Here is a 21,491-nt window from a genome sequence, read left to right on the forward strand (position 1 = left end):
GGTGCCCCACCCCGTTCTCATGGTGAGCGATCAGCAGGCGTAGTTCGGCTGGACGTTCCAGTAGTCCAGCTTCGACCAGGTCTGCGGACCGACCTCGCCGTCCTGCTGGATGTGCACACAGTTCTGGAAGTACAGGACGGCGTTGCGGGTGGCCTGGCCGAACACGCCGTCGGCGATCAGCTTGTAGCCGCGGTCCGGGTGGATGGAGCGGTTGAGCTCGCACTGCAGCTCGCGCACCGCGTCACCGGTGGCACCGGCCTTCAGCAGCGGCTCGGCGGTGCTCCACTCGGAGCAGGGCTGGCCGCTGCTCGCGGCGGAGGCGGTGGTGGCGGTGGAGACGCCGCCGGCGAACACGAGACCGGCGACGGCCAGGCCGGTGATGATCCTGCGCATGGGGTTCCCTCCCTGTGAACGCGTGCCGGGGCCGGCACACGGTCGGTGCGTCCGGCGCGGTGCCGGACTGGCGACGACTCTGCTCGTCCGGGGACCGACGACCAAGGTCCGGAACGTCCCGAGCCGTCCCCACCCCGTCCCGGGACGGCTGTGGGACGGCTGTGGGACGGCTGTGGGACGGCGCCGGCGACGACGCCGCAGGTGGGTCCGGGGCCGCCGATCGGCCGTCCCACGCGCACACCCCCTCCCGCGAACGCCCGTCAGCGCCTACGCTCTCGCCACCGACCGCCGTACCGGCCAGTAGTGAGGTGGATGTGCCTACCGAGAGTGCCTGCCGTTCCGGGAGCGACGCGGGGGACGGGAGCGCGGGGGGCGGGAGCGTCCCGGTCACGCCGCGGCTCCGGGCCGGCCGGGCCGCACTGGCCGCGAGCTTCCTCCTCCAGGGCGTCACCTTCGCCCTGCTGGTCACCTGCATCCCGGAGATCCAGGACCGCTACGGGCTGAGCGACTCGCTGCTGCCGCTGTTCCTGGCCGCGGTGCCGGTACTGGCCGGGGTGGGGTCGATCGCCTCCGAGCGACTGGTGCGCCGGACCAGCGCGCGGGCCGTGCTGCGGGTGGTCCAGCCGGCGGTCTGCGCCACTCTGGCCGCCGCCGGTCTGGGCGAGGAGCTCTGGCAACTGGCCCTGGCCCTGGGTGCGTTCGGTCTGCTGGTCGGCGCGTTGGACGCGAGTATGAACATGCTCGGGGTCGGGCTCCAGCACCGCTACGGGCGCTCGGTGATGCTGGGCTTCCATGCCGCGTTCAGCCTCGGCGGCATCGTCGGCGCGGCCGTCGCGGGTCTCGGCGCGCACTTCGGGCTCGGCCTGCCGGTGCTGTTCGGGGCGGCGGCCGGGGTGGTCGCTCCGCTCGCGCTGCTGGCCGGGCGCCGGTTCGCCGGACCGGCCGAACTCGGCGACGCGGTGCGGGAGGCCGCCGCGGCCGCGGCCCGGTCGATCCCCTGGCGGCCGCTGCTGCCGCTCTGCCTGGTGATGGCCTTCGCCTACATCGCCGACGCCTCGGTCTCCAACTACAGCGTCAAGTACCTGACCGACGGTCTGGGCAGCCCCGAGGACGTCGCCAAGCTCTCGTACCTCGGCTACATGGTCGCGATGCTGCTGGGCCGGGCGCTCGGCGACCGCGCGGTGCAGCGCTGGGGTGCCGTCCCGGTGGTGCGGTCCGGAGCCGCGCTGTCCGCGCTCGGCTTCGCGCTGGCCGCCGCCGCGCCCGCCGCCTGGGCCGGGATCGCCGGGTTCACCGTGCTGGGGCTGGGGATCTGCGCGATCATCCCGCAGGTGTTCGCGGCCGGCGGGCGGCTGTTCCCGGCCGACTCGGACGCCGCGGTGGCCCGGCTCAATCTGTTCAACTACGTCGGGTTCCTGGTGGGTTCGCCGCTGGTGGGGGCACTCGCGGACGCGAGTTCGTACCGCTGGGCACTGCTGGCGCCGATGCTGCTGGTGCTGGCGGTGCTGCCGCTGGCGGACCGCTTCGCCCCGGCGGCGTCGTCCCCGGCGCCCGCCGGTCCGTCCGCCGGTCCGGCCGTTCGGGACGCCGTCCGGGGCACGCCGTAGGGCGCGCCGCCGGGGGAGCGGGGGCCGGACTCAGGGCGTCGCCTCCCTGATCTCCGTCAGTGACTCGTCCAGGATCGCCTTCGCGCGGCTGAACCAGTCGGTGAGCACGGCGATCTCGGCCGGGGTGTAGTCGGCGAAGAGGCCGTTGATCCGTCCGTAGAACGGTCCGTAGACCTCCATGATCCGGTCCTGCGCGGCCGCCTCCAGCACCACCCGCACCCGGCGCCGGTCGCCCGGATCGGCCTCGCGCCGGGCGTACCCGGCCTTCTCCAGCCGGTTGATCACGCCGGTGACCGCACCGGTGGTCAGCTGCGCGCGCTCGGCGAGGTCGCCCGCGGCGAGGGCCTCGCCGGCCGTCGCCGCCTCGATCAGGAAGCCGATGCAGGTCAGGTCGGTGACGTTCAGGCCGAGCCGCGCCGCGATGTCCTGCTGGCCGAACTGCGCAAGCGCGATCATCCGGTCCATCGCGTAGAGCGCCTGCTCGGGCGACGCCTCGGGGCGCGGCTTGCCCTCCACGGGAAATCTCCTTAGCATCTAAGTTACTTACCTCGTGAGATAAGACATCAGTCCGTTCGCGGACGGGAGCCCGGGCGGACCCGTCCATCACACCAAACGAGGACACATGGGCGCACACGCCGATCACGACATGGGCCACACCGTCGCAGGCTGGACCGGCACCGCCGTCGTCACCCTGGGCTTCGCCGTCGCGGGCGCCGCCTTCGTCGCGGGCTCCGGGTCGGGACTCTGGGCGGGCGCGGCGCTGATCCTGCTGGGGGCCCTCGCCGCCTGGGCGCTCCACCTGGCCGGCCGGGGCAAGGCCACCGGGCCGCGGCCGCCGGAACTGCGGCACTGGCGCACCCCCGACCCGGCCGGCCGACACGGCCACCCCGACTGCCTCGGCTGCCGGCTGGCCGGCCGCCGGTCCGCCCGGGCCACCGGCCCGGCCGCGACCCGCGCCACCGTCGGCGCGGCCGCGCCCGCCGCCGCGCCCGCCCCGGGAGCGGGCGCCCGGGTCTGACTCCCGTACCGCGGGCGTTCAAGGACCCGTTGCCGGGCCGCACGGCCGCCACCCACTACGGTGGAGGCCATGCCCGACGCCGAGCGCGACCCCTCCTGCGGCCTGCACCTCTTCTGGGACGAGGCGGTCACCGCCTACGACTTCGGCCCGGGCCACCCCATGGACCCCACCCGGCTGTCGCTCACCATGCGCCTGGTCGAGGACCTCGGCCTGGCCGGCGGACCGGGCGTCACCGTCCGCTCCGCGCCGGCCGCGGGCGACTCCACCCTCCGCCTGGTGCACACCGCGGAGTACGTCGAGGCGGTCAAGCGCGCCGCCGCCCACCCCGACCGGCAGGATCCGCGGCACGGCCTCGGCACCGACGACAACTGGTCCTTCCCCGCCGTCCACTCCGCCTCCGCGCTGATCGCCGGCCAGTCGGTCGCCGCCGCCGAGGCCGTCTGGCGCGGCGAGACCCCGCACGCCGTCAACTTCGCCGGCGGGCTGCACCACGCGATGCCCGACCGCGCCTCCGGCTTCTGCGTCTACAACGACCCGGCGCTCGCCATCGCCCGGCTGCTCGAACTCGGCGCCGAGCGGATCGCCTACGTCGACGTGGACGTCCACCACGGCGACGGCGTCCAGCAGGCGTTCTGGGACGACCCCCGGGTGCTCACCGTCTCGCTGCACGAGCACCCGGCCACGCTCTTCCCGCAGACCGGCTGGAGCACCGAGACCGGCGGCCCGGGTGCCGAGGGCTCCGCCGCCAATCTCCCGCTGCCGGCCGGCACCGGGGACGCCGGCTGGCTGCGCGCCTTCCACGCCCTGGTGCCCGAGCTGCTCGCCGCCTTCCGCCCGCAGGTCCTGGTCACCCAGCACGGTGCCGACACCCACCTGGAGGACCCGCTCGCCCACCTCGCCGTCACGGTGGACGCCCAGCGGGCCATCGCCGAGGAACTGCACGGGCTGGCGCACGAGCACGCCGACGGCCGGTGGATCGCGCTCGGCGGGGGCGGCTACGCGGTCGTCGACGTCGTCCCGAGGGCCTGGACCCATCTGGTGGCCACCGCCGCGGGCCGGCCGGTCGACCCGGCCACCGAGACCCCGGAGTCCTGGCGCGCCGAGGTCTACCGGCGGACCCGGGGCCCCGCGCCGCTGCGGATGACCGACGGCGCCCGTCCGGTCTGGCGCGACTTCGACGCGGGATACGATCCGGCCGACCGCCTCGACCAGGCGATCCTGGCCGCCCGCCGGGCCGTCCTGCCGCACCACGGCCTGCTGCCCTGACCGGATGCCGAAGGCCGCCGTCCGTTTGTGAGGACCTGGTGTCCGGTCGCGTTCCGTGCGCAGGCCGACCGGTACAGATCGCCGATCGACTACGTACTGCAACCGGCTTATCCCTCACCGTACGAGGACTGGGCTTCTCCCTCTTCCCACTGGTACCACCCATAACTACTCTGGGGATACACGTGTGCCGGTGGAGTCACCGGAGGGGAAGCCGGTGCCTTGCACACGGGTAAGGGTCGGGTGATGGTCATGAGTTCCGGCGAACGCCCCTTGCAGGACGTCGTCTTCCTGACCGTGGCCGAGGTGGCCGCGGTCATGCGGGTCTCCAAGATGACGGTCTACCGGTTGGTGCACAGCGGCGAGCTGCCCGCCATCCGGGTCGGCCGCTCGTTCCGGGTGCCCCAGCAGGCAGTGCACGAGTACCTCAAGGAGTCCTACGTGCGGCTCGAGAGCGCGTAGGCAAGGCCGGTCCGGGCGGGGTCCACCACCGGTGGGCCCCGTCTCCGTTCGCTCCGGATTCGCCTGCGGTTCGCCTGCTCCCGGGGTGCGATTACGACCCTGGGCGAGTGGACGGTAGGCTGGGCCCTCACGTCAGTCGTATGGACTCCGTCTCTCACGGGCGAGAGTCTCAGTGAGCGAGGGTTGTTCCGTGGGCTCTGTCATCAAGAAGCGTCGCAAGCGTATGGCCAAGAAGAAGCACCGCAAGCTTCTCAAGCGCACGCGCGTTCAGCGTCGCAACAAGAAGTAAGCGCCCCCGGCCGCGCTCGCGCGCCCAGCGCTTGGCACCGCCCGTCCTGGCCCTCCGGCCGGGGCGGGCGGTGCCGTTTTCCGGGCCCGGTCTCCGCGCCCGGCCCGCTCCTTCCTCCGCTCCTTCCCCCGGTCCGGGCGTCACCGGCCCGGTCGTTTCCCGGCCCGCCGGGGCGGCGCGGTACGGTGCACGCAGGTCTCCCGGGCCGAGGAATGGGGTGCAGCGCTGTGGGAACGGTCGTGCTCGTCACCGGCGTCGGCCGGCACCTGGGCGCCCGCTTCGCCGCCGAGCTGCGCCGCCGGCCGGGGGTGGACCTGGTGGTCGGCGTGGACGTGCAGCCGCCGGGCCCGGCGCTGCGCGCGCTCGCCGAGCCGGACGGGCCCGCCGCGCCGTACCGCTTCCACCAGCTGGACCTGCGCCGCCCCGCCGTGGCGCGGGTGATCGCCGAGCACGGCGTCGACACCGTGGTGCACCTCGCGGTCAGCGCCACCGGACTGGGCTCCACCAACCGCTCCGCGGTGAAGGAGTCCAATGTGATCGGCACCATGCAGCTGCTCGGCGCCTGTCAGAAGGCGCCGGGGGTGCGTCGGCTGGTGGTGAAGTCGACCACCGGCGTCTACGGCTCGGCACCGCGCGACCCGGCCGTCTTCAGCGAGCGGACCCAGCCGAAGACCCTGCCGGGCGGCGGCTTCGCCAAGGACGCGGTCGAGGTGGAGGGCTACGTCCGGGGCTTCGCCCGGCGCCGTCCGGACGTCGCGGTCACGGTGCTGCGGTTCGCCAACATCGTCGGCCCCGGCGCCGACACCCCGCTGACCGACTACTTCGCGCTGCCGGTCCTGCCGACCGTGCTCGGCTACGACCCCCGGCTGCAGTTCGCGCACGAGGACGACGTGGTCGAGGTGCTCTGCCGGGCCTCCTTCCCGGCCGAGCCGGGCACCGTGAACACCGGCACCGTCAACGTCGCCGGGGAGGGGGTGCTGCTGCTCTCCCAGTGCGCCCGCCGACTGGGCCGGCCGACCCTGCCGCTGCTGCTGCCGGCGGTCAGCTGGATCGCCGGACTGGCCCGGCAGACCCGGCTGGTCGACGTCTCGCCCGAGCACCTGCGGCTGCTGACCCACGGCCGGGTGGTGGACACCGCCCGGCTGCGCGAGGCCTTCGGCTACCGCCCGGTGTTCAGCACTCCGGAAGCCTTCGCGGACTTCGCCGCCGCGCAGTCGCCCGGCCTGCTGCCGCCCCGGCGGCTGACCGCCGTCACCGACGGACTGGCCGCGCTGCTCGGCCCGGAGGCCGGCCGCACCACCGGCCCGGCCACCCCCGCCCCGGGCGCCCCCGCCCGACCGCACCGACCGAGGAGCTGAACCCGCATGAGTGCCGCCGCCGAGAACGCGCCGGGCGAGGCGAAGGTCATCCCGATCGAGTCCGCCCCCAGCTGGAGCGAGTCGCCGGCCGACGGTTCCGGCCTGGCCGACCGGGTGGCCGGCGCCGTCGGCGGTGCGCTGGCCGGACGGCTCGGCGCCGCCGCGACCCGTGCGTTCGGCAAGGGCTGGGAGGACCGGGCCGCCGACGGCCTCGCCTTCCTGCGCCGCCGGATCACCGGTGACTACGAGGTGGACGAGTTCGGCTTCGACCGGGAGCTCACCGAGGAGGTACTGCTCGGGCTGCTGCGGCCGCTGGCGGAGAAGTACTTCCGGATCGAGGTGCGCGGGATCGAGAACATCCCGGCCGAGGGCGGCGCGCTGATCGTCGCCAACCACTCCGGGACGATCCCGCTGGACGCGCTGATGACCCAGGTGGTGATACACGACCACCACCCGCACCACCGGCACCTGCGGATGCTCGCCGCCGACCTGGTGTTCGTCCTGCCGGGGATCAACGAGCTGGCCCGCAAGGCCGGGCACACCCTGGCCTGCAACGAGGACGCCCAGGCGCTGCTGGAGCGCGGCGAACTGGTCGGGGTCTGGCCGGAGGGCTTCAAGGGGGTCGGCAAGCCGTTCTCCGAGCGGTACAAGCTCCAGCGCTTCGGCCGGGGCGGTTTCGTCTCCTCGGCGCTGCGGGCCCGGGTGCCGATCGTGCCGTGCTCGATCGTCGGCGCCGAGGAGACCTACCCGATGATCGGCGACTTCCGGACCCTGGCCCGGCTGCTGGGCCTGCCGTACGTGCCGATCACGCCGACCTTCCCGTGGCTGGGCCCGCTCGGGGCGGTGCCGCTGCCGACCAAGTGGATCATCGAGTTCGGCGAGCCGATCGCGACCGACGGGCACCCGGTGGAGGCGGCGGACGACCCGATGCTGGTCTTCGACCTGGCCGACGAGGTCCGGGAGACCATCCAGCACACGCTGTACCAGCTCCTGGTGCGGCGGCGCTCGGTCTTCTTCTGAGCCGGGCGCTCCGGACCGGGCGCTCCGGACCGGGCTCGCCGGACCGGGCGCCCGCCGGAGCCGGGGGGACGGGGGGGGGGGGGGGGGGGCCGCCCCCCCCCCCCGCCCCCCCCCCCCCCGCCGGCCGGGGCCCCCCCCCGCGGCCCCCCCCCCCGGCCCCCCCCCCCGGCCCCCCCGGCGGGGGGGGGGGGCGGGGGCGGGGGGGCGGCCCGGGGGGGGGGGGGGGGGGGGGGGCGGCCCCCCCCCCGCCCCCCCCCCCGCCGCATCCAGCCCCGCCGGATCCAGCCCTGCCGTGACCTGCTAGGTTCCCTCCCGGCGAACGTACGTACGAGGGGGCAGCACTGTGGTCGGGCTGGGAGCAATCGCGGGAATCGCACTGGTGGAACTCGGCATGGTGATGACGCCGGGGCCGAACATGATCTACCTCGTCTCCCGCTCGATCGCCCAGGGCCGCCGGGCCGGGCTGACCTCGCTGGCCGGGGTGGCCCTCGGCTTCCTGGTCTACCTGTTCGCGGTGTCCGCCGGGATCGCCACCGTCTTCGCGCTGGTGCCGGAGATCTACCTGGCGGTCAAGCTGGCCGGGGCCGGCTACCTGCTCTGGCTCGCCTGGAAGGCCGTCCGGCCCGGTGGCGGATCGGCCTTCGCACCGCAGGAACTGGAGCACGACAGCCCCCGCAAGCTCTTCCTGATGGGCCTGCTCACCTGCCTGCTCAACCCCAAGGTGGCGATCCTCTACATCTCGCTGCTGCCGCAGTTCGTCGACCCGTCCCGCGGCCACGTCGGCCTCCAGGGCGTGGTGCTGGGGCTGACCCTGATCGTGGTCGGGGTCGCGGGCAACGCCTTCTTCATCGTCACGGCCGGCTCCGTCGCCGGGTTCTTCTCCCGGCACCCGCTCTGGCAGCGCGTGCACCGCTACGTGGTGGGCACCGCCCTGGCCGGCTTCGCCGTCCGGATCGCCACCGAGCGTTCGGGCGCGGCGGTCGCCCTGCGCTGACCGCTGACCGCTGACCGCCGATGGCGGTGCGCGGCGCGGCCCGGTGCTCGGGCCGCGCCGCGCACCCCGGGCCGGCGCTCAGGCCGCGCGGCAGAGTCCCGTCGGGTCGGCGGCCGCGATCGGGGCCCGGGCGACGGCGACGCTCAGGGGGCGGGCCGCGGTCGCGGCCGCCGACCGGGTGCGTGCGAACACGACCAGGCGCAGCACCGCGAACCTGGCCACGCCCGCGAGCGCGGAGGCCGAGAGGTAGACGGCCTGCTCGGCGAGAGCGCCGGGCCGTGCCACCACCTGGTGCAGGACGAGCACCGCCGAGCAGGTCACCGCGTACGCGGCCGCCGCCGATCCGGCCGACTGGACGTGCTGCCGCCAGGTCGCGCGGCCGCCCGCGCCGAAGGTGAAGCGGGCGTGCAGCTCGGTCGCGAGCAGCGTGGAGACCACGGTGACCAGCGCGTTGACCAGGACCCAGGGGACCTGCGGGAGCCACGAGGCCAGGGCCGCCACGGCGAAGCTCGCGGCGACTCCCACCCCGCCGCCGCAGACCACGAAGCGGGCGAAGGCGACCAGGCCCCCGACCTCCGCCCGCCCCCGGCGCCGTACTGCCGCCACGATCCGCCCCCTCCGGTTCCCGCTCCCCCGGAACGCGCGCCCCGACCACCGGGCCGGGAGCGCGCATTTCCCCTTGGCATCAGCATGGCGTAAGCGATGGCGCCATGTCCAGTCCATGTGGCACCACAGTGGCACCACATGAGACGGGGGCGTGCCCTACCGGAACAGCCGGTCGCCGCTGTTCGCCATCCGGTGGGTGCCGCTGTGGCGGCCGACCCAGTCGCGGACGAGATTGACGGCGTTGGCGCACTGCCAGCTGTTGTCGTACTCGCGCACGCCGGTGAAGGCGCCGTAGCCCGCGATGATGCCGTCCACCCGGGCGTCGCCGAGGAGCTTGTCGACGTACCAGGGGTCGTTGTAGGTGGTCGTCCAGGAGAAGGTGGCCGCCAGTCGGCCGGCAGCCCGGTCGGCGGCGCCCTTCTTCAGTTCGGCGCAGGTGTTCCAGGTGGCCTCGGTGCAGTTGCCGAAGCCCTTGGTGATGTCGCTGTCCCCGTAGTCCATCACCCGCCGGCCGGCCGGGAAGCCGGAGCCGGAGCGGTCGAAGGCGCCGACCACCTGGTCGCGGGTGCCGGTCGTGGTGATGCCCTCCAGGGGACCGAGCCGGCCCGCGAGGCTCTGCCAGCCCCGGCCGCCGACGTCCGGGGTGCTGCCGCCGTGGTACTCGAAGAAGCCGTAGAGCACCTGGATCCCGGCGGCCGTCAGCCGCTGGGCCTTGTCGCGCAGACCGGCGACGCTGCAGGTGCGGTTCGGCGCCTCGCCGCAGTAGTTCGGGTCCTTGATGTCCAGCCAGACCAGTGACAGCCGGCGGCCCGCGGCGGCATGGGAGAGGATGCGGTCCAGCATGCTGTCGAAGCTGGGCCCGAGGCGGTTCTCGCCGGCCGAGGAGCAGTCGTGCCAGGCGCGCCACTCGTTCGGGTTCCACCAGGCGCAGACGTCGATCTCGATGGCGTTGGCGCCGTGGCCGATCGCGGCGTCCACCCCGTCCAGGGTGTCCACCCGGTGCGCGACGGCGTAGACCGGCCGGCGCGTGTCGGCGGCCTGTGCGGGGGACGCGAGCGCGGTGGCCCCGAGGATCCCGCACAGCGCCGCCACCAGGGTGTTCAGCAGGCGCGGGCGGATGCCGCGCGGGTGCTGGGTCGTCGTCACGAGGTCGCTCCCTTCTGGTCGTTCGTGCCGCTTCGGCACTTTTCTTGTCCGTCCTCCGACAATCGATATCACCAACGGTGCGTCAACGTACGGTGAACGGGGCGTTTCGCGGAGAACCGGGCAGCCGACGGCCGACCCGCCGCCATCGGCCCGCCGGCCTGCCGACCCGTCGCGGTACTCGTTCAGGGAGATCATCTACAGTGCTGTAGAAGTCGGCTGACGGAGGACCCGGTCCGGTCACGTCACGCCGAGCACCGAACGACAGGAGAAGCAGTGAAGTCGCGCATATTCGCGAAGGCCGCCCCCGCCCTCGTCGCCGCCGGGCTGGTGCTGGGCGCGCCCGCCGCGGCCCTGGCCGCCACGGTCTCCCCCGCCGTCGCCCGGGCCGGGGCGGCGGTCGCCCCGGCCGGGCCGGCCGCCGGCGTCGCCGTCGTCGCGCCCGCCGCCCCCGCCACCCTCCACGGCACCGCCCTCGCGGCGGGCGACAAGAAGGACGAGAAGAAGAAGGGCGGCTTCTTCAAGAAGCTCGGCATCGCCGTGATCGTCGTCGTCCTGCTGATCGTGCTCTTCGTGATCGGGCTGATCGTCGCGATCGTGCTCGCCCTGCGGGCGATCTTCCGGCGCCGCCGGGCGGCGTGACACCGCCCGGCCCGGGTCGGCACGCGCGCGGGAACGCGTGGCGACCCGGGCCTTACGCCGCACTGATTTGCCATTCCTTTACACTTCTGTAGAACCGATCATCCCCCGCACGAAGGAGTCGCGGTCCCCGCGATGGACGAACCTCCCAGTCAGCACCCAGCAGTTCCCCGCCCCCCGCACGCGCCGACCCGGGCGGGGGTGACCCGGTGACCGAGGTGCTCCTGCTGGTCCTGGCCCTGCTCCTGACCGCGGCCTGCGCCCTGTTCGTCGCCGCGGAGTTCTCCCTCACCACCGTGGAGCGCGCCGCCGTCGAGCGGGCTGCCGAAGCCGGTGAGCGGGGCGCCGCGACCGCGCTCAAGGCCGTCCGGCGCCTCACCTTCCAGCTCTCCGGTGCCCAACTGGGCATCACCATCACCAGCCTGGTGATCGGCATGATCGCGCAGCCCTCGGTGGCCGCGCTGCTCCGCGGCCCGCTGGAGGCCGTCGGCCTGCCCGAGGCCGCCGCCGAGACCGGCTCGCTCGTCCTCGGCGTGCTGCTGTCGACCGTCGTGCTGATGGTCGCCGGCGAACTCGTGCCCAAGAACTGGGCGATCTCCCGGCCCCTGGCGGTCGCCAAGGTGGTGGCCGCCCCGCAGTACTGGTTCTCGGCCGCCTTCGCGCCGTTCATCGGCCACCTGAACAACAGCGCCAACCGCGTCGTCCGGCGATTCGGCCTGGAGCCGGCGGAGCACCTCGCCTCCGCCCGCACCCCGCAGGAACTGGTCGCGCTCGCCCGGCACTCCGCCCGCGAGGGCGTCATGGAGCCCGACACCGCCGAGCTGTTCATCCGCTCGCTCAACCTGCGCGAGCTGACGGCGGAGAACGTCATGAAGCCCCGGGTGGACGTCCAGGCCCTGGCGGAGCACGCCACCGCGGCCGATGTCGCCGACCTCACCCGGGCCACCGGCCTGTCCCGCTTCCCGGTCTACCGGGACAGCCTCGACCACGTCGTCGGCACCGTCCACATCAAGGACGCGCTCGGCGTGCCCGTGGAGCGGCGGGCGACCCAGGGGGTCTCGGCGCTGATGACCGAACCGATGCTGGTCCCCGAGAGCCTCACCGTCGACCGCCTCCTGGACCGGATGCGCGGCGAGGAGACCCTCGCCGTGGTCATCGACGAGTACGGCGGCACCGCCGGCATCGTCACCCTGGAGGACATCGTCGAGGAGGTCGTCGGCGAGGTCCGCGACGAGCACGACCCCACCGGAACCCCCGACCTGGTCGACCTCGGCACCGCCGACGACGGCCGGCACCGGTGGGACTCCGACGGCATCACCCGCGCCGACGAGCTCGAGGCGATCGGCATGCCGGTGCCCGAGGGCCCGTACGAGACGCTGGCCGGCCTGATCGCCGAGCGGCTCGGCCGGATCCCGGAGGTCGGCGACACCGTCGAGGTCGACGGCTGGACCCTGGAGGTCGGCGCCGTCGCCCACCACGTCGCCGAGCGGGTGCGGATCACCGCCCCCGAGCCCGCCGACTCCCCGGACGAGGACCGGACCGAGCGCCGTCCCGAGCACCGGCCCGAGCACCGCTCCGAGAAGCGCTCCGAGCGCGAGGAGGGGAACCGATGACCGCGGTCCAGCTGATCGTCGGCCTGCTCACCATCGTGGCCAATGCCTTCTTCGTCGGCGGCGAGTTCGCCCTCATCTCGGTGCGGCGCAGCCAGGTCGAACCTCTCGCCGAGGCCGGTGACCGCCGGGCCCGCACCGTCATCTGGGGCCTGGAGCACGTCTCCGCCATGCTGGCCACCGCCCAGCTCGGCATCACCGTCTCCTCGCTGGTGCTCGGCATGGTCGCCGAACCGGCGATCGCCCACCTGCTGGAGCCGCCGTTCCACAGCCTGGGCGTGCCGGAGGGCCTGATCCACCCGGTCGCCTTCGTCATCGCGCTGGGAACGGCGACCTATCTGCACATGCTGCTCGGCGAGATGATCCCGAAGAACCTCGCGCTCGCCGCGCCCGAGCGGGCCGCCCTGCTGCTGGTGCCGCCGCTGGTGGCCACCTGCCGGGCGGTGCGACCGGTCGTCTTCTCGATCAACGGCTTCGCCAACCGGATCCTGCGCCTGCTCAGGGTCGAGCCCAAGGACGAGGTGGCCTCGGTGTTCACCGAGGACGAGCTCGCCCGGATGGTCAAGGACTCCTCGGACGCGGAACTGCTCAGCGCCCGGGACACCGAGCTGCTGCGCGACGCCCTGGAGCTGGGCTCCCGGCCCGTCTCCGAGGTCGTCACGCCGCGCGAGCGGATCGTCTTCGCCGGCCCCGGCACCACCCCGGCGCAACTGGAGCAGCTCGCCGCTCGCACCGGCTTCTCGCGCTTCCCGGTGCTCGGCCCGGACCAGCGGGTGGACGGCTACCTGCACATCAAGGACGCCCTCGAGCACGACGGCACCCGCGACCGGCCGTTCCCGCCCGGCACGCTCCGTCCGATCGCCCGCGTCCCGGCGGCGATGCCCCTCGACGACGTCCTGACCGCGATGCGCCGCTCCGGCACCCACCTCGCGGCGGCGGTCACGGCCGACGGGACCCCGCTCGGCCTGGTCACCATGGAGGACGTCCTCAAGGAACTGGTCGGTCCGGCCCCGGCCGCCGGAGCGCGCTGACGCTCCGCCCCTGAGGCCCGTGCCGCCCCCGCACCGCGCGGGCGGCACGGGCCCCGGTCTGCCCGGCCCGGACCGGGAGACCTCGGCCCGGCGACCGCGGTCACTGCTCCGGGATCCGGCCGCACATCGCGTTGCCGGGGTCGGACGGGTCGGCGCTGATCCAGAACTGCTCCCACAGGAGGGCGAACTCCGGTCGGCTGAGGTAGCCGTCGCCGTCCAGGTCCAGCAGGTCGAAGACGTCGTCGGTCGGCACCGTCCGGCCGTGCCAGATGTCGACGAGCCGGCCGTGTTCGGCGCGGGAGATCCGGCCGTCGCCGTTCTCGTCCACCGCGTCGAAGACGGTGTCGGCGGTCGCGGTGACCACGTCCCGCAGGGCGGGGAGCCGGTCGACGAGGGTCAGGAACTCCTCCATGTCGACCTTGCCGTCGTGGTCGGCGTCCGCGACCGTGAGCAGGTGGTCCCACCAGCCCAGCATGAGCGCGTCGACCCGCGCACCCAGCGCCGGGTCCCGCCGGACGGCCGGCAGCCGCCCCCAGCGCTCCGCCAGGGCCACGAAGTCGTGCTGCCGGAGGCAGCCGTCCCCGTCGGTGTCGAACGCGGCGAAGACATTGCGGAGCTTGCGCCGCTGGAACTCGTCGGCCATGGACGGGCCTCCCTGTGCCGAGCCGTCGCGCCACCACCTGTGGCGACAGGCTGGCGACTGTAGACGCGCGGCGCACGGCCCCGTCGGGCTTCGGCGGAAGAGCCGGGGATTCCCGGCACAACCGCCCCGGGACGGCCCCCACTGTGCTAAGGGGTGGGGTGGGCACGGGAAATTCGGTTGCCCCCGGCCGCCGTCCCGATCATCATCTCCCGCATGGACTTTTGCTGACCGCCACGTAGTACGTACCTGTCGCGCGATCGACCTCGGAGCCTGACGATCCGGCCCCGGGGCGATGGGGCGCGCCCCTCGTGAGCATCCGTCGCAGAGCGGGAGCCGCCGAGTGAGTTCGGCACGCCCTCCTGCTGAGTCCTGAAAGCACCCAACACTCATGAATACCGACCGCAAGGCCCTGTGGGCCGTGCGTCAGTCCGCCCTGCCCGCAGTCGTCCGGCCCTGTCCGGACTGCCCCGGCACGCGGCACCGCGCCTCGGGGAAGATCCGCGTCAACGCGAGCGGCAAGATGCTCGACGTGTGGCTGCTGCTGAGCTGCGCCACGTGCGACCGGACCTCGAAGGTGCCCGTCCACGAGCGTGCCCACGTCTCGTCGCTGGAGCCGGACCGGCTGGTGGCGTACGAGATCAACGACCCTTCAGTGGTGCGGGAGTTGGTGACCAGCGCGTCGCTCGCGGCGAAGAACCGGTACCGGCTCGACTGGACCGGGACGTGGCGGCTGGAGACCCGCATGCCGCTGTACGCGCTGGACGACCCGAACCCGCTCCCGGTGCGGGTGCGCTTCGAACTGCCCGCACCGGTCCGGGTGGAGCGGCTGCTCCAGCTCGGCCTCGGCCTGAGCCGGGCCGAGGTGCGCCGGCTGGTCGCGGACGGGCGGATCCGCCTGCCGTTCGCGCCGGACGCCAAGGCGCACCAGGACTTCGAACTCACCATCCACGGACCGGGTTCCGTCGATGCGGCCAAACACGCGAAGTCCCCCGGCACGCCCGACGCCGGACGCACCGGACCGACCCCGACCGGCCCGACCCCGAGCGGGCCGGCGCCGGCGCCGGGCCCGGGGGCCCCGCGCCGGGCGACGGCGGTCGGCCGACCGGTCGTTCCGGTACGGAGCCGGACGACACGGGCGGCCGGGGTGAGGGTTCCGAAGCAGGCGTAGCCCTCACGGACCGAGGCCGGCGGGCCCGTCCCGGAGGAGGGACGGGCCCGCCGGCCTCCGCCGTGCCGCAGCCGTCGCGTCGAGTCGAGTCGCGTCGCGTCAGTGGCGTCGGTCGTCCCGGTCGGTCGTCCCGGTCGCGTCAGCGGCGGGTCACCCTGATCACGCCGGTCTCGGTACCCTGGTAGAGCGTTCCGTCCGGTCCGGTGGTGCCGGTCATCTGCAGCGGGTTGTAGAGCAGCCCGAGACCGATCCAGGAGCTGGAGAGCTGGGCGCCGGTCCCGGGATCGACGGTGGCGTAGGAGTAGGAGGCGAAGGTCTGCGCCCCCACCGTGCCGGTCGGGCCGCTGACCGTGAAGGTGCAGATCTTCCCGTCACCCAGTGAGAGCCGCGGCAGCGCGGCCGACTTGACCTTGCTGTTCCACACCGGGTGGCAGCCGTTGCCGTCGGCATCGAGGTCGACGCGGGTCATTCCGCCGTCGAACCCGGCCGAGGCCGGAACACTGGCGGGCGCCCCGGCCGGGAGGGCGGGGTACGGGTAGCCGTAGGTGTTGGTGACGAAGACGCTGCGGCCGGAGGCGATGACGGCGTCCTCGGTCCCGCTCGCGGGGAACTGGGTGAGCACGGGCGTGCTGCAGACCGGAGTCGGGCCGCCGGCGACCCGGTAGACGAGCAGGTTCTCGTGCGGCGCGGCATTGTCGGTGACGGTGACGTACTCGGTGCCGGTCCCGGGGCCGAAGAAGCTGGGCGTCGCGCCCGTCCCCCAGCTCAGCTGGCCGGGCTTGCGGCCGGGGCCCCGGTCGTAGGGGGCGCGCCACTCGACGGTCGGGGTGCCGTCGGCGGACTCGGTCAGCAGGTAGAGCGCGTGGTCGGTGGCGACGGCGGTGTGGCCGGGGACGGTGGAGATGCTGTTCTGCACGCCCTCACCGGTGCTGAGGGTCCGGACCGCGCCGGTGGTGGTGTCGACCGTGCCGACGGTTCCGCCGCCGGTGGCGAACCACACCCGGCCGTCCCAGCCGGGGCTGAGACCGACGATGTTGTCCCCGGCCGGGACGGCCGCCCCGAGCGGGGTCCGCTCGTCCACCGTCAGCTCCCATCCGCCGGCGGTGGGGTGATGGCCTATCCGCAGCAGGTCGTTGCCGCCGTCCACGAGGACCAGGGCGTCCGCGTGGTCGAGGTAGGCGTAGACCCCGCCGAACAGGCTGCCCTTGGGCAGTGCCAGGGAGGCGAGGTCGGCGCCGCTCCCGGGGTCGAGCAGGTGCACGGTCGGGGTCTGCCCGAAGATCGTGGTGCAGAGGACCACCGGGCGTCGGTCGCTGCCGATCACCACAGTCGGGCAGGCCGAGGCGAGCGCCGTGCGGCTCCAGTCGACGGCGCCGCTGCCGGGCCCTGGGTAGGGCGTGGTGTCGCTGGAAGCGCTGTCGCCGTGCATCGTCGCGGTGCCGTTCGCGGCGGTGGCGGGGTTCGGCGGCGGCAGCGGCCCGAAGGTGCCGCCGGCTCCCTGGGCGGCGGTGGTGGGCGTGCAGAGCACAGCCGCGGCGGCGAGGGTCAGTGCGGTACGGACGGCGCGTCGGGTGCGCGGGCACATGGAGGAATCCCGTTCCTGGGGTCGAGGGGGAAAGGGGGAACCGTGGCCGTGCCGTCCCGCTCGTGCGCGGCACGCGGACGCACCGCACGCGTACTCAGGTACGTGCGCGGGGGTGCGGGTATGTGCGTGCGTGCGGACAGGAACGGGGCCGATCGGCTCGGGTTCCGGGGCGGCCGGTCTCGTGCGGCGGCCGAGGCGTCGGCGAAGTACGGGCCGCGTCAGGCGACGTGGCGACAGCTCGTGGTGGTGGCACGACCATGGTCGACATGGCGACGGCTCACGAGCAGGGTCATGCCAGGGACTCTAACCGAGGCCGCGACCGGGGACGAGTACCCGGCCACTGTGCGAGACGGCTCCCCGCGTTCCGGACTGCAGGTTCGGGTTCGGCTTCCGGTTTCCGGAGCAATCCGCCCGCCCGGCAGCCGCGAATGACGACGGAGTGCTTTCCCACTGGACCCAGGAGGTCTTCATGCGCAGCTGCCGACCCGGCGGCAGGCCCCGGCAGTCGATCGCGGCCAGGGGTGCCGCCGGTCGCGGGGGGACGGGCCGGTGAACGCCGTCGTGTACCTCTCGGGCCCTCGGTACCGGGGCCCGGACCTGAAGGAACTGGTCGCCAGGACGGCGCTCGGCGACCAGGAGGCGTTCTCCCGGCTGTACGACGCGGTGGCCGCACCGATGCTGGGTCTGGTCCGGCGGGTGCTGAGGGATCCGGCGCAGTCGGAGGAGGTCGCCCAGGAGGTGATGTTCGAGCTGTGGCGCACCGCCGCCAGGTACGAACCGCAACGCGGCGAGGTGATGGCGTGGGTGCTGACGATGGCCCACCGGCGGGCGGTGGACCGGGTGCGGACGGCGCAGGCGGCCGCCGACCGGGAGCAGAAGGTGGCCGCCCGCTCGCACACACCCGCGTTCGACGAGGTCGCCGAGCAGGTCGAGGGCCGGCTCGAGCGCGAGCAGGTCCGCCGGTGCCTGGATTCGCTGACCCGGCTCCAGCGCGAATCGGTCACCCTGGCGTACTACCGGGGGTACACCTACCCCGAGGTCGCCGAGATGCTGGGCGCCCCGCTCGGCACCGTCAAGACCCGGATGCGGGACGGTCTGATCCGCCTGCGCGACTGCCTGGGGGTCGGTTCATGAACGCGGCACCCGACCTGCACGCCCTCACCGGCGCGTACGCCGTGCACGCCCTGCCCGAGGAGGAGCGGGCCGCGTTCGAGCGGCACCTCGCCCGGTGCCCGGCCTGTGCGCTGGAGGTCGCCGAGTTCGAGGTGACGGCGGCCCGGCTCGGGGCCGCCGAGTCGGTGGAGCCGCCTCCCGCGCTCAAAGCACGGGTGCTGGCCGGCCTCGGGGAGATCCGCCAGCTCCCGCCGCGGACCGCGCCCGCCGCCCGGCTCCGGCGCGCGTCGCGGCCGGGGCCACGCCTCTCCCGCACCGCGGTGGCCGCGTGCCTGGCCCTGGCGGCGGCGCTCGGCGCCCTCGCCGTGCAGCAGCACGACCGGGCCGACCGGGCCGAGGCGCGGGCGCGCGTCCGGGGGGAGCAGCAGGCGGCCGTCAACGGCCTCCTGACCGCCCCGGACGCGCGCACCTCCACCGCGGTCTCCGGCCCGGCCGTCGGCACGGTGGTGTGGTCGGCCGGTCGGGAGCAGGCGGCGTTCCTCGTCACCGGCATGCCCGTGCTGCCGCCGGGGCGGACCTACCAGCTCTGGTTCAGCGACGGCGGCACGATGCGTCCGGCCGGCCTGCTGCCCGCGGGCGACGGGCAGGTGCTGCTCACCGGCCGCGTCGGCGGCGCCGTCGGGGTCGGGGTGACCGAGGAGCCCTCCGGCGGCTCGGCCCGTCCCACCGGCGCGCCCCTGATGCTGCTGCCGCTGGCCTGACCGGCCGGTTTACGCCGGCGGGGCGCGGCGGCGAGGTCCGCCGGCGGCCGGTCCTCGTTCGCCGTCGGCCCGTCCCTCCTCCGCCGTCCACGACCCGGTGGGCGGTACCGCCCACGACGCGCGGACGGGGACGTCATAGTCTGCGGCCATGACCGACACACAGTCCCTGACGCCCCGGGAAGCCCTCGAGACGCTGCTGGCCGGGAACCACCGGTTCGTCACCGGGATACCCGAGCACCCGAACCAGGACGCCGCCCGGCGGACCGAGACCGCGCCCGCCCAGGCACCGTTCGCGGTGCTGTTCGGCTGCTCCGACTCCCGACTCGCCGCCGAGATCATCTTCGACCAGGGGCTCGGTGACATGTTCGTGGTGCGCACCGCGGGCCACGTCACGGGGCCGGAGGTGCTCGGCAGCATCGAGTACGGCGTCAGTGTGCTCGGCGCCCCCCTGGTGGTGGTGCTGGGCCACGACTCCTGCGGGGCCGTCGCCGCCACCCGGGCCGCCGTGGCGGCCGGCACCACGGCGCCCGGCTACGTGCGGGACGTCGTCGAACGGGTGACCCCGAGCGTGCTGGCCGCCAACGCCGCCGGGCACACCGAGGACGCGGACTTCATCGCGGAGCACGTCCGGCACACCGTCGACCTGCTGCTGGAGCGTTCCCGCTCCCTCTCCGAGGCGGTCGCCGCGGGCACCACCGCCGTGGTCGGGCTGTCCTACCGCCTGGCCGACGGCACCGCCCACCTGGTCGCGGGCCGCGACGCGGCGGGCGTCGACGTGGCGGCCGGCGACCTCGGCTGAGGCCCGCCGCCCGCCCGGTCCCTGGCGGGTCGTGGCGGTCCGGTGCCCCTCGTCGCGGTCCCGTGCGCGTCGTCGCGGTCCCGTGCGCGTCGTCGCGGCTCGTCGCGGGGCGTCGCGGTCCCGCGAGACCCGTCGCTGCCCGCCGCGCCCCGCCGCGGCCGGGGGCGGGCGGAGGTGCGGGCCCGGGCGCGAGGGACTCGACATCCCGCGCCCGGGCCCGCACCGGTCTTCGGGCCGCTCCGCTCAGACGGTGAGCAGGCCGGGACCGGCGGCCCGGTCGACGGGCAGGAAGTCGTCGGGGACGGGGTACTGCCCCAGCACGTAGTTCAGGATCGCGGCGTGCATCGCCTCGACGGGGGCGATGGTGGCGGCGGTGGCGATCCCGCCGGGGCTGGTGACGTTGTAGGTCGCGAACAGGTAGGTCTGGGCGGCCTGGTCCTCCAGCGACAGGGCGAGCTTCGCGACGGTGGCGACGTCGGTGGCCGCGCCCAGGGCCTGGAGGGTGGCCGGCTGGTTGGACAGCGGCACATCGGTGATGGCGGGCTTCCCGGCACCGGTCAGGACGGAGTTCCAGACCTTGGCGTGGTCGGCGTGCTGGCCCATCGCGGTGGTGATGAAGCTCGCGACCGCCGGGGGGACGGTGCCGAGTCGGCCGGCCTTCGCGGCGTCCAGGGCGGCCTGGTAGGCCCCCACGGCCTGGTTCTCCAGCGCGGTGGCCAGCGCGACGACCTTGAGGTCGCCGGTGTACTGCCCGGAGGGCGGGCCGGACGGCGAGCCGGGTGCCGCGCCGGACGGCGAGCTCGGGGCCGCCGCCGGCGAGCTGCCGGACCCGCTGCTGGAGCAGGCGGCCAGGGTCAGCGCGGCGGCCGCGCCACCGGCGCCGAGCAGGAACCGGCGCCGGCCCGGGTCGCGCGGCCCGCCGGCCGCGCGCGCCCGGACCTCCTCCGCCAGGTCCAGGGCCCCGGCCCGCATGGCCGGCAGCGTCTCCTGGTGCGCCTCGTGCATCTCGCGGGTCAGGCCCGCGAGTTCGCCCTCGCTGATGGGGAGTGCCCAGCCGCCCTCGGTGGTCGTCACTTCACGGCCCCTTCGCTGATCGGGGAAGCGTTGTCGGTGTGGTGGAAGGCGTCGGGGAAGCCGACGCTGCCGGCCGCCGCGGGCAGCTTGGACGGGTCCACCGGGATGGTGACCAGGTCGGCGGCGTTGCCCGCCAGCAGCGCCTGCACCGCCAGCAGGGTGGCCCGGTGCTGGGCCTCCACCGGGGCCACCGAGGCGAAGAGCTTGCGCAGGTCGGCGTTGCTCACCTGGGACACGTTCTTGGTGTAGGTCTGCGCCGCCACGTCCTCCAGGGTGATGGCCAGCTTCACCACGTCCGCCGGGCCCTTGATGCCCGGCAGAGCCTGGTCCACCACGGCCTTGTACTTGGGGTCCGGGCCGTTCTGGGCCTGGCCGCCCGCCTGGGTGGCGGCGGCGTTGAACGCCTGGGCGTGCGCCTCGTGCTGCTGGGTGGTCTTCGCGATGAACGCGGCCACCGTCCTGTTGCCGTCCTTGACGAACGGCAGTCCGGCGGCGGTCCGGTAGACGCTCACCGCCAGGTTCTCGATCGAGGCGGCGGTCTGCAGCGCCATGATGTCGTCGGCCATGGACCCCGACGGCGAGGGGCCGGCGGCGAAGGCCCTGCGCCCGCCGAGGAGCGCGACCGTCCCGACCGCGGCGGCGAGCGTCCCGCCGCGCTCCCACCACCTGCGCCGAACCGGCTCGACCGCCTGCCCGAAGTCGGCCAGCGCGCTCCGCGTGATCCGCGAGGCGTCACTGTTCAGGTCCTGCGACTGCTCGGTGAGTTCCACCAGCAGCCGGGTGTCGATGTGCTCTGGAGACATCGTGCTCCTGTCCCGGCCGGGAGCCCGCCGCTCGCGGGCTCGTACGTGGGGCCTTCGGCCTCGTCGACGGCCCGGCTTGCCCCCCGCCCCGGCGTTCATCCGAACGGGTGAC

23 protein-coding genes are annotated in these 21,491 nt (G+C 74.4%); 15 read left to right on the top strand and 8 right to left on the bottom strand.

From position 1 onward, the window contains the following. Positions 1–30: 30 nt before the first annotated feature. Positions 31–393, bottom strand: a complete 363-nt coding sequence (locus tag ACIPYS_RS28480) for a peptidoglycan-binding protein (protein ID WP_093861600.1) — start codon at positions 391–393, stop codon at positions 31–33. 419 nt (positions 394–812) lie between these two features. On the opposite strand from ACIPYS_RS28480, the gene ACIPYS_RS28485 reads away from it, so the two are divergent. Beyond that, a complete protein-coding gene (locus ACIPYS_RS28485; RefSeq protein ID WP_400751341.1) occupies positions 813–2,000 on the top strand; it encodes an MFS transporter in 1,188 nt (395 codons plus the stop codon). A 30-nt stretch (positions 2,001–2,030) separates the two neighbouring features. Here ACIPYS_RS28485 and ACIPYS_RS28490 read toward each other — a convergent pair whose 3' ends face one another. Then, positions 2,031–2,516, bottom strand: coding sequence for a MarR family winged helix-turn-helix transcriptional regulator (locus ACIPYS_RS28490; RefSeq protein ID WP_093861602.1), 486 nt, complete (start codon positions 2,514–2,516; stop codon positions 2,031–2,033). A 106-nt stretch (positions 2,517–2,622) separates the two neighbouring features. On the opposite strand from ACIPYS_RS28490, the gene ACIPYS_RS28495 reads away from it, so the two are divergent. The 7 genes from ACIPYS_RS28495 (at position 2,623) to ACIPYS_RS28525 (ending at position 8,404) form a co-directional block, all read left to right on the top strand. After that, positions 2,623–3,018: an HGxxPAAW family protein gene (locus ACIPYS_RS28495; protein WP_400751217.1), complete on the top strand. Its 396-nt coding sequence runs from the start codon at positions 2,623–2,625 to the stop codon at positions 3,016–3,018. 69 nt (positions 3,019–3,087) lie between these two features. Then, positions 3,088–4,284 carry an acetoin utilization protein AcuC gene (locus ACIPYS_RS28500; protein WP_093865047.1) on the top strand — a complete coding sequence of 399 codons (1,197 nt, stop codon included), beginning with the start codon at positions 3,088–3,090 and terminating at the stop codon, positions 4,282–4,284. A gap of 249 nt (positions 4,285–4,533) precedes the next feature. After that, positions 4,534–4,743 (top strand): helix-turn-helix domain-containing protein, encoded by a 210-nt coding sequence (locus tag ACIPYS_RS28505; RefSeq protein WP_045937940.1) that lies wholly within the window; start codon positions 4,534–4,536, stop codon positions 4,741–4,743. 190 nt (positions 4,744–4,933) lie between these two features. Continuing rightward, positions 4,934–5,032: a 30S ribosomal protein bS22 gene (locus tag ACIPYS_RS28510; RefSeq protein WP_003948845.1), complete on the top strand. Its 99-nt coding sequence runs from the start codon at positions 4,934–4,936 to the stop codon at positions 5,030–5,032. A gap of 227 nt (positions 5,033–5,259) precedes the next feature. Continuing rightward, positions 5,260–6,390 (top strand): NAD-dependent epimerase/dehydratase family protein, encoded by a 1,131-nt coding sequence (locus ACIPYS_RS28515; protein WP_400751221.1) that lies wholly within the window; start codon positions 5,260–5,262, stop codon positions 6,388–6,390. A 6-nt stretch (positions 6,391–6,396) separates the two neighbouring features. Next, positions 6,397–7,410 (top strand): lysophospholipid acyltransferase family protein, encoded by a 1,014-nt coding sequence (locus tag ACIPYS_RS28520; RefSeq protein WP_400751224.1) that lies wholly within the window; start codon positions 6,397–6,399, stop codon positions 7,408–7,410. 343 nt (positions 7,411–7,753) lie between these two features. Then, a complete protein-coding gene (locus ACIPYS_RS28525) occupies positions 7,754–8,404 on the top strand; it encodes a LysE family translocator (protein ID WP_093858686.1) in 651 nt (216 codons plus the stop codon). Between the two features lie 78 nt (positions 8,405–8,482). Here the strand turns inward: ACIPYS_RS28525 and ACIPYS_RS28530 are convergent, their stop codons facing one another. Both ACIPYS_RS28530 and ACIPYS_RS28535 read right to left on the bottom strand, forming a co-directional pair. Further along, a complete protein-coding gene (locus ACIPYS_RS28530; RefSeq protein WP_400751227.1) occupies positions 8,483–9,010 on the bottom strand; it encodes a GtrA family protein in 528 nt (175 codons plus the stop codon). Positions 9,011–9,166: 156 nt separating this feature from the next. After that, positions 9,167–10,156, bottom strand: coding sequence for a phospholipase (locus ACIPYS_RS28535; protein ID WP_231978261.1), 990 nt, complete (start codon positions 10,154–10,156; stop codon positions 9,167–9,169). 273 nt (positions 10,157–10,429) lie between these two features. Here ACIPYS_RS28535 and ACIPYS_RS28540 point away from each other — a divergent pair, with 273 nt between their 5' ends. From ACIPYS_RS28540 to ACIPYS_RS28550, 3 genes are all read left to right on the top strand, one after another. Next, the gene (locus tag ACIPYS_RS28540; protein ID WP_400751231.1) at positions 10,430–10,795 is read left to right on the top strand and encodes a hypothetical protein; all 366 of its coding nucleotides are present in this window, start codon (positions 10,430–10,432) and stop codon (positions 10,793–10,795) included. A 206-nt stretch (positions 10,796–11,001) separates the two neighbouring features. Further along, positions 11,002–12,405 (top strand): hemolysin family protein, encoded by a 1,404-nt coding sequence (locus ACIPYS_RS28545; RefSeq protein ID WP_400751234.1) that lies wholly within the window; start codon positions 11,002–11,004, stop codon positions 12,403–12,405. Further along, positions 12,402–13,433, top strand: coding sequence for a hemolysin family protein (locus ACIPYS_RS28550; protein ID WP_093858690.1), 1,032 nt, complete (start codon positions 12,402–12,404; stop codon positions 13,431–13,433). Before ACIPYS_RS28545 ends, ACIPYS_RS28550 begins: the two co-directional genes overlap by 4 nt. Positions 13,434–13,533: 100 nt before the next feature. Here the strand turns inward: ACIPYS_RS28550 and ACIPYS_RS28555 are convergent, their stop codons facing one another. Next, positions 13,534–14,076 (bottom strand): EF-hand domain-containing protein, encoded by a 543-nt coding sequence (locus tag ACIPYS_RS28555; protein ID WP_093858691.1) that lies wholly within the window; start codon positions 14,074–14,076, stop codon positions 13,534–13,536. Between the two features lie 388 nt (positions 14,077–14,464). Between ACIPYS_RS28555 and ACIPYS_RS28560 the strand changes: the two genes are divergently transcribed. Continuing rightward, a complete protein-coding gene (locus ACIPYS_RS28560; protein WP_400751237.1) occupies positions 14,465–15,244 on the top strand; it encodes a DUF1062 domain-containing protein in 780 nt (259 codons plus the stop codon). A 139-nt stretch (positions 15,245–15,383) separates the two neighbouring features. Here ACIPYS_RS28560 and ACIPYS_RS28565 read toward each other — a convergent pair whose 3' ends face one another. Further along, positions 15,384–16,829 carry a hypothetical protein gene (locus ACIPYS_RS28565; RefSeq protein WP_400751240.1) on the bottom strand — a complete coding sequence of 482 codons (1,446 nt, stop codon included), beginning with the start codon at positions 16,827–16,829 and terminating at the stop codon, positions 15,384–15,386. A 549-nt stretch (positions 16,830–17,378) separates the two neighbouring features. Here ACIPYS_RS28565 and ACIPYS_RS28570 point away from each other — a divergent pair. From ACIPYS_RS28570 to ACIPYS_RS28580, 3 genes are all read left to right on the top strand, one after another. Next, entirely contained in the window at positions 17,379–17,963 is a 585-nt protein-coding gene (locus ACIPYS_RS28570; RefSeq protein ID WP_400751242.1) for a sigma-70 family RNA polymerase sigma factor, read from the top strand. Further along, positions 17,960–18,703, top strand: coding sequence for an anti-sigma factor domain-containing protein (locus tag ACIPYS_RS28575; RefSeq protein WP_400751245.1), 744 nt, complete (start codon positions 17,960–17,962; stop codon positions 18,701–18,703). Before ACIPYS_RS28570 ends, ACIPYS_RS28575 begins: the two co-directional genes overlap by 4 nt. Before the next feature lie 148 nt (positions 18,704–18,851). Continuing rightward, positions 18,852–19,502 (top strand): carbonic anhydrase, encoded by a 651-nt coding sequence (locus ACIPYS_RS28580; RefSeq protein ID WP_093858695.1) that lies wholly within the window; start codon positions 18,852–18,854, stop codon positions 19,500–19,502. Between the two features lie 243 nt (positions 19,503–19,745). On the opposite strand, the gene ACIPYS_RS28585 is transcribed toward ACIPYS_RS28580, so the two are convergent. Continuing rightward, complete coding sequence (locus ACIPYS_RS28585; RefSeq protein WP_400751249.1) at positions 19,746–20,576, bottom strand: ferritin-like domain-containing protein; 831 nt, start codon at positions 20,574–20,576, stop codon at positions 19,746–19,748. Next, positions 20,573–21,379: a ferritin-like domain-containing protein gene (locus ACIPYS_RS28590; protein ID WP_400751252.1), complete on the bottom strand. Its 807-nt coding sequence runs from the start codon at positions 21,377–21,379 to the stop codon at positions 20,573–20,575. Before ACIPYS_RS28590 ends, ACIPYS_RS28585 begins: the two co-directional genes overlap by 4 nt. Positions 21,380–21,491 lie beyond the last annotated feature (112 nt).

This window comes from Kitasatospora sp. NPDC089913, assembly GCF_044748625.1.
Classification (GTDB): Bacteria; Actinomycetota; Actinomycetes; order Streptomycetales; family Streptomycetaceae; genus Kitasatospora.

What these genes read in the sequence shown, in the direction of transcription:
- ACIPYS_RS28480 (WP_093861600.1), bottom strand. Translation starts at nt 393, where the DNA reads ATGCGCAGGATCATCACCGGCCTGGCCGTCGCCGGTCTCGTGTTCGCC.
- ACIPYS_RS28560 (WP_400751237.1), top strand. Translation starts at nt 14,465, where the DNA reads ATGAATACCGACCGCAAGGCCCTGTGGGCCGTGCGTCAGTCCGCCCTG.
- ACIPYS_RS28555 (WP_093858691.1), bottom strand. Translation starts at nt 14,076, where the DNA reads ATGGCCGACGAGTTCCAGCGGCGCAAGCTCCGCAATGTCTTCGCCGCG.
- ACIPYS_RS28575 (WP_400751245.1), top strand. Translation starts at nt 17,960, where the DNA reads ATGAACGCGGCACCCGACCTGCACGCCCTCACCGGCGCGTACGCCGTG.
- ACIPYS_RS28550 (WP_093858690.1), top strand. Translation starts at nt 12,402, where the DNA reads ATGACCGCGGTCCAGCTGATCGTCGGCCTGCTCACCATCGTGGCCAAT.
- ACIPYS_RS28565 (WP_400751240.1), bottom strand. Translation starts at nt 16,829, where the DNA reads ATGTGCCCGCGCACCCGACGCGCCGTCCGTACCGCACTGACCCTCGCC.
- ACIPYS_RS28580 (WP_093858695.1), top strand. Translation starts at nt 18,852, where the DNA reads ATGACCGACACACAGTCCCTGACGCCCCGGGAAGCCCTCGAGACGCTG.
- ACIPYS_RS28500 (WP_093865047.1), top strand. Translation starts at nt 3,088, where the DNA reads ATGCCCGACGCCGAGCGCGACCCCTCCTGCGGCCTGCACCTCTTCTGG.
- ACIPYS_RS28520 (WP_400751224.1), top strand. Translation starts at nt 6,397, where the DNA reads ATGAGTGCCGCCGCCGAGAACGCGCCGGGCGAGGCGAAGGTCATCCCG.
- ACIPYS_RS28495 (WP_400751217.1), top strand. Translation starts at nt 2,623, where the DNA reads ATGGGCGCACACGCCGATCACGACATGGGCCACACCGTCGCAGGCTGG.
- ACIPYS_RS28505 (WP_045937940.1), top strand. Translation starts at nt 4,534, where the DNA reads ATGAGTTCCGGCGAACGCCCCTTGCAGGACGTCGTCTTCCTGACCGTG.
- ACIPYS_RS28590 (WP_400751252.1), bottom strand. Translation starts at nt 21,379, where the DNA reads ATGTCTCCAGAGCACATCGACACCCGGCTGCTGGTGGAACTCACCGAG.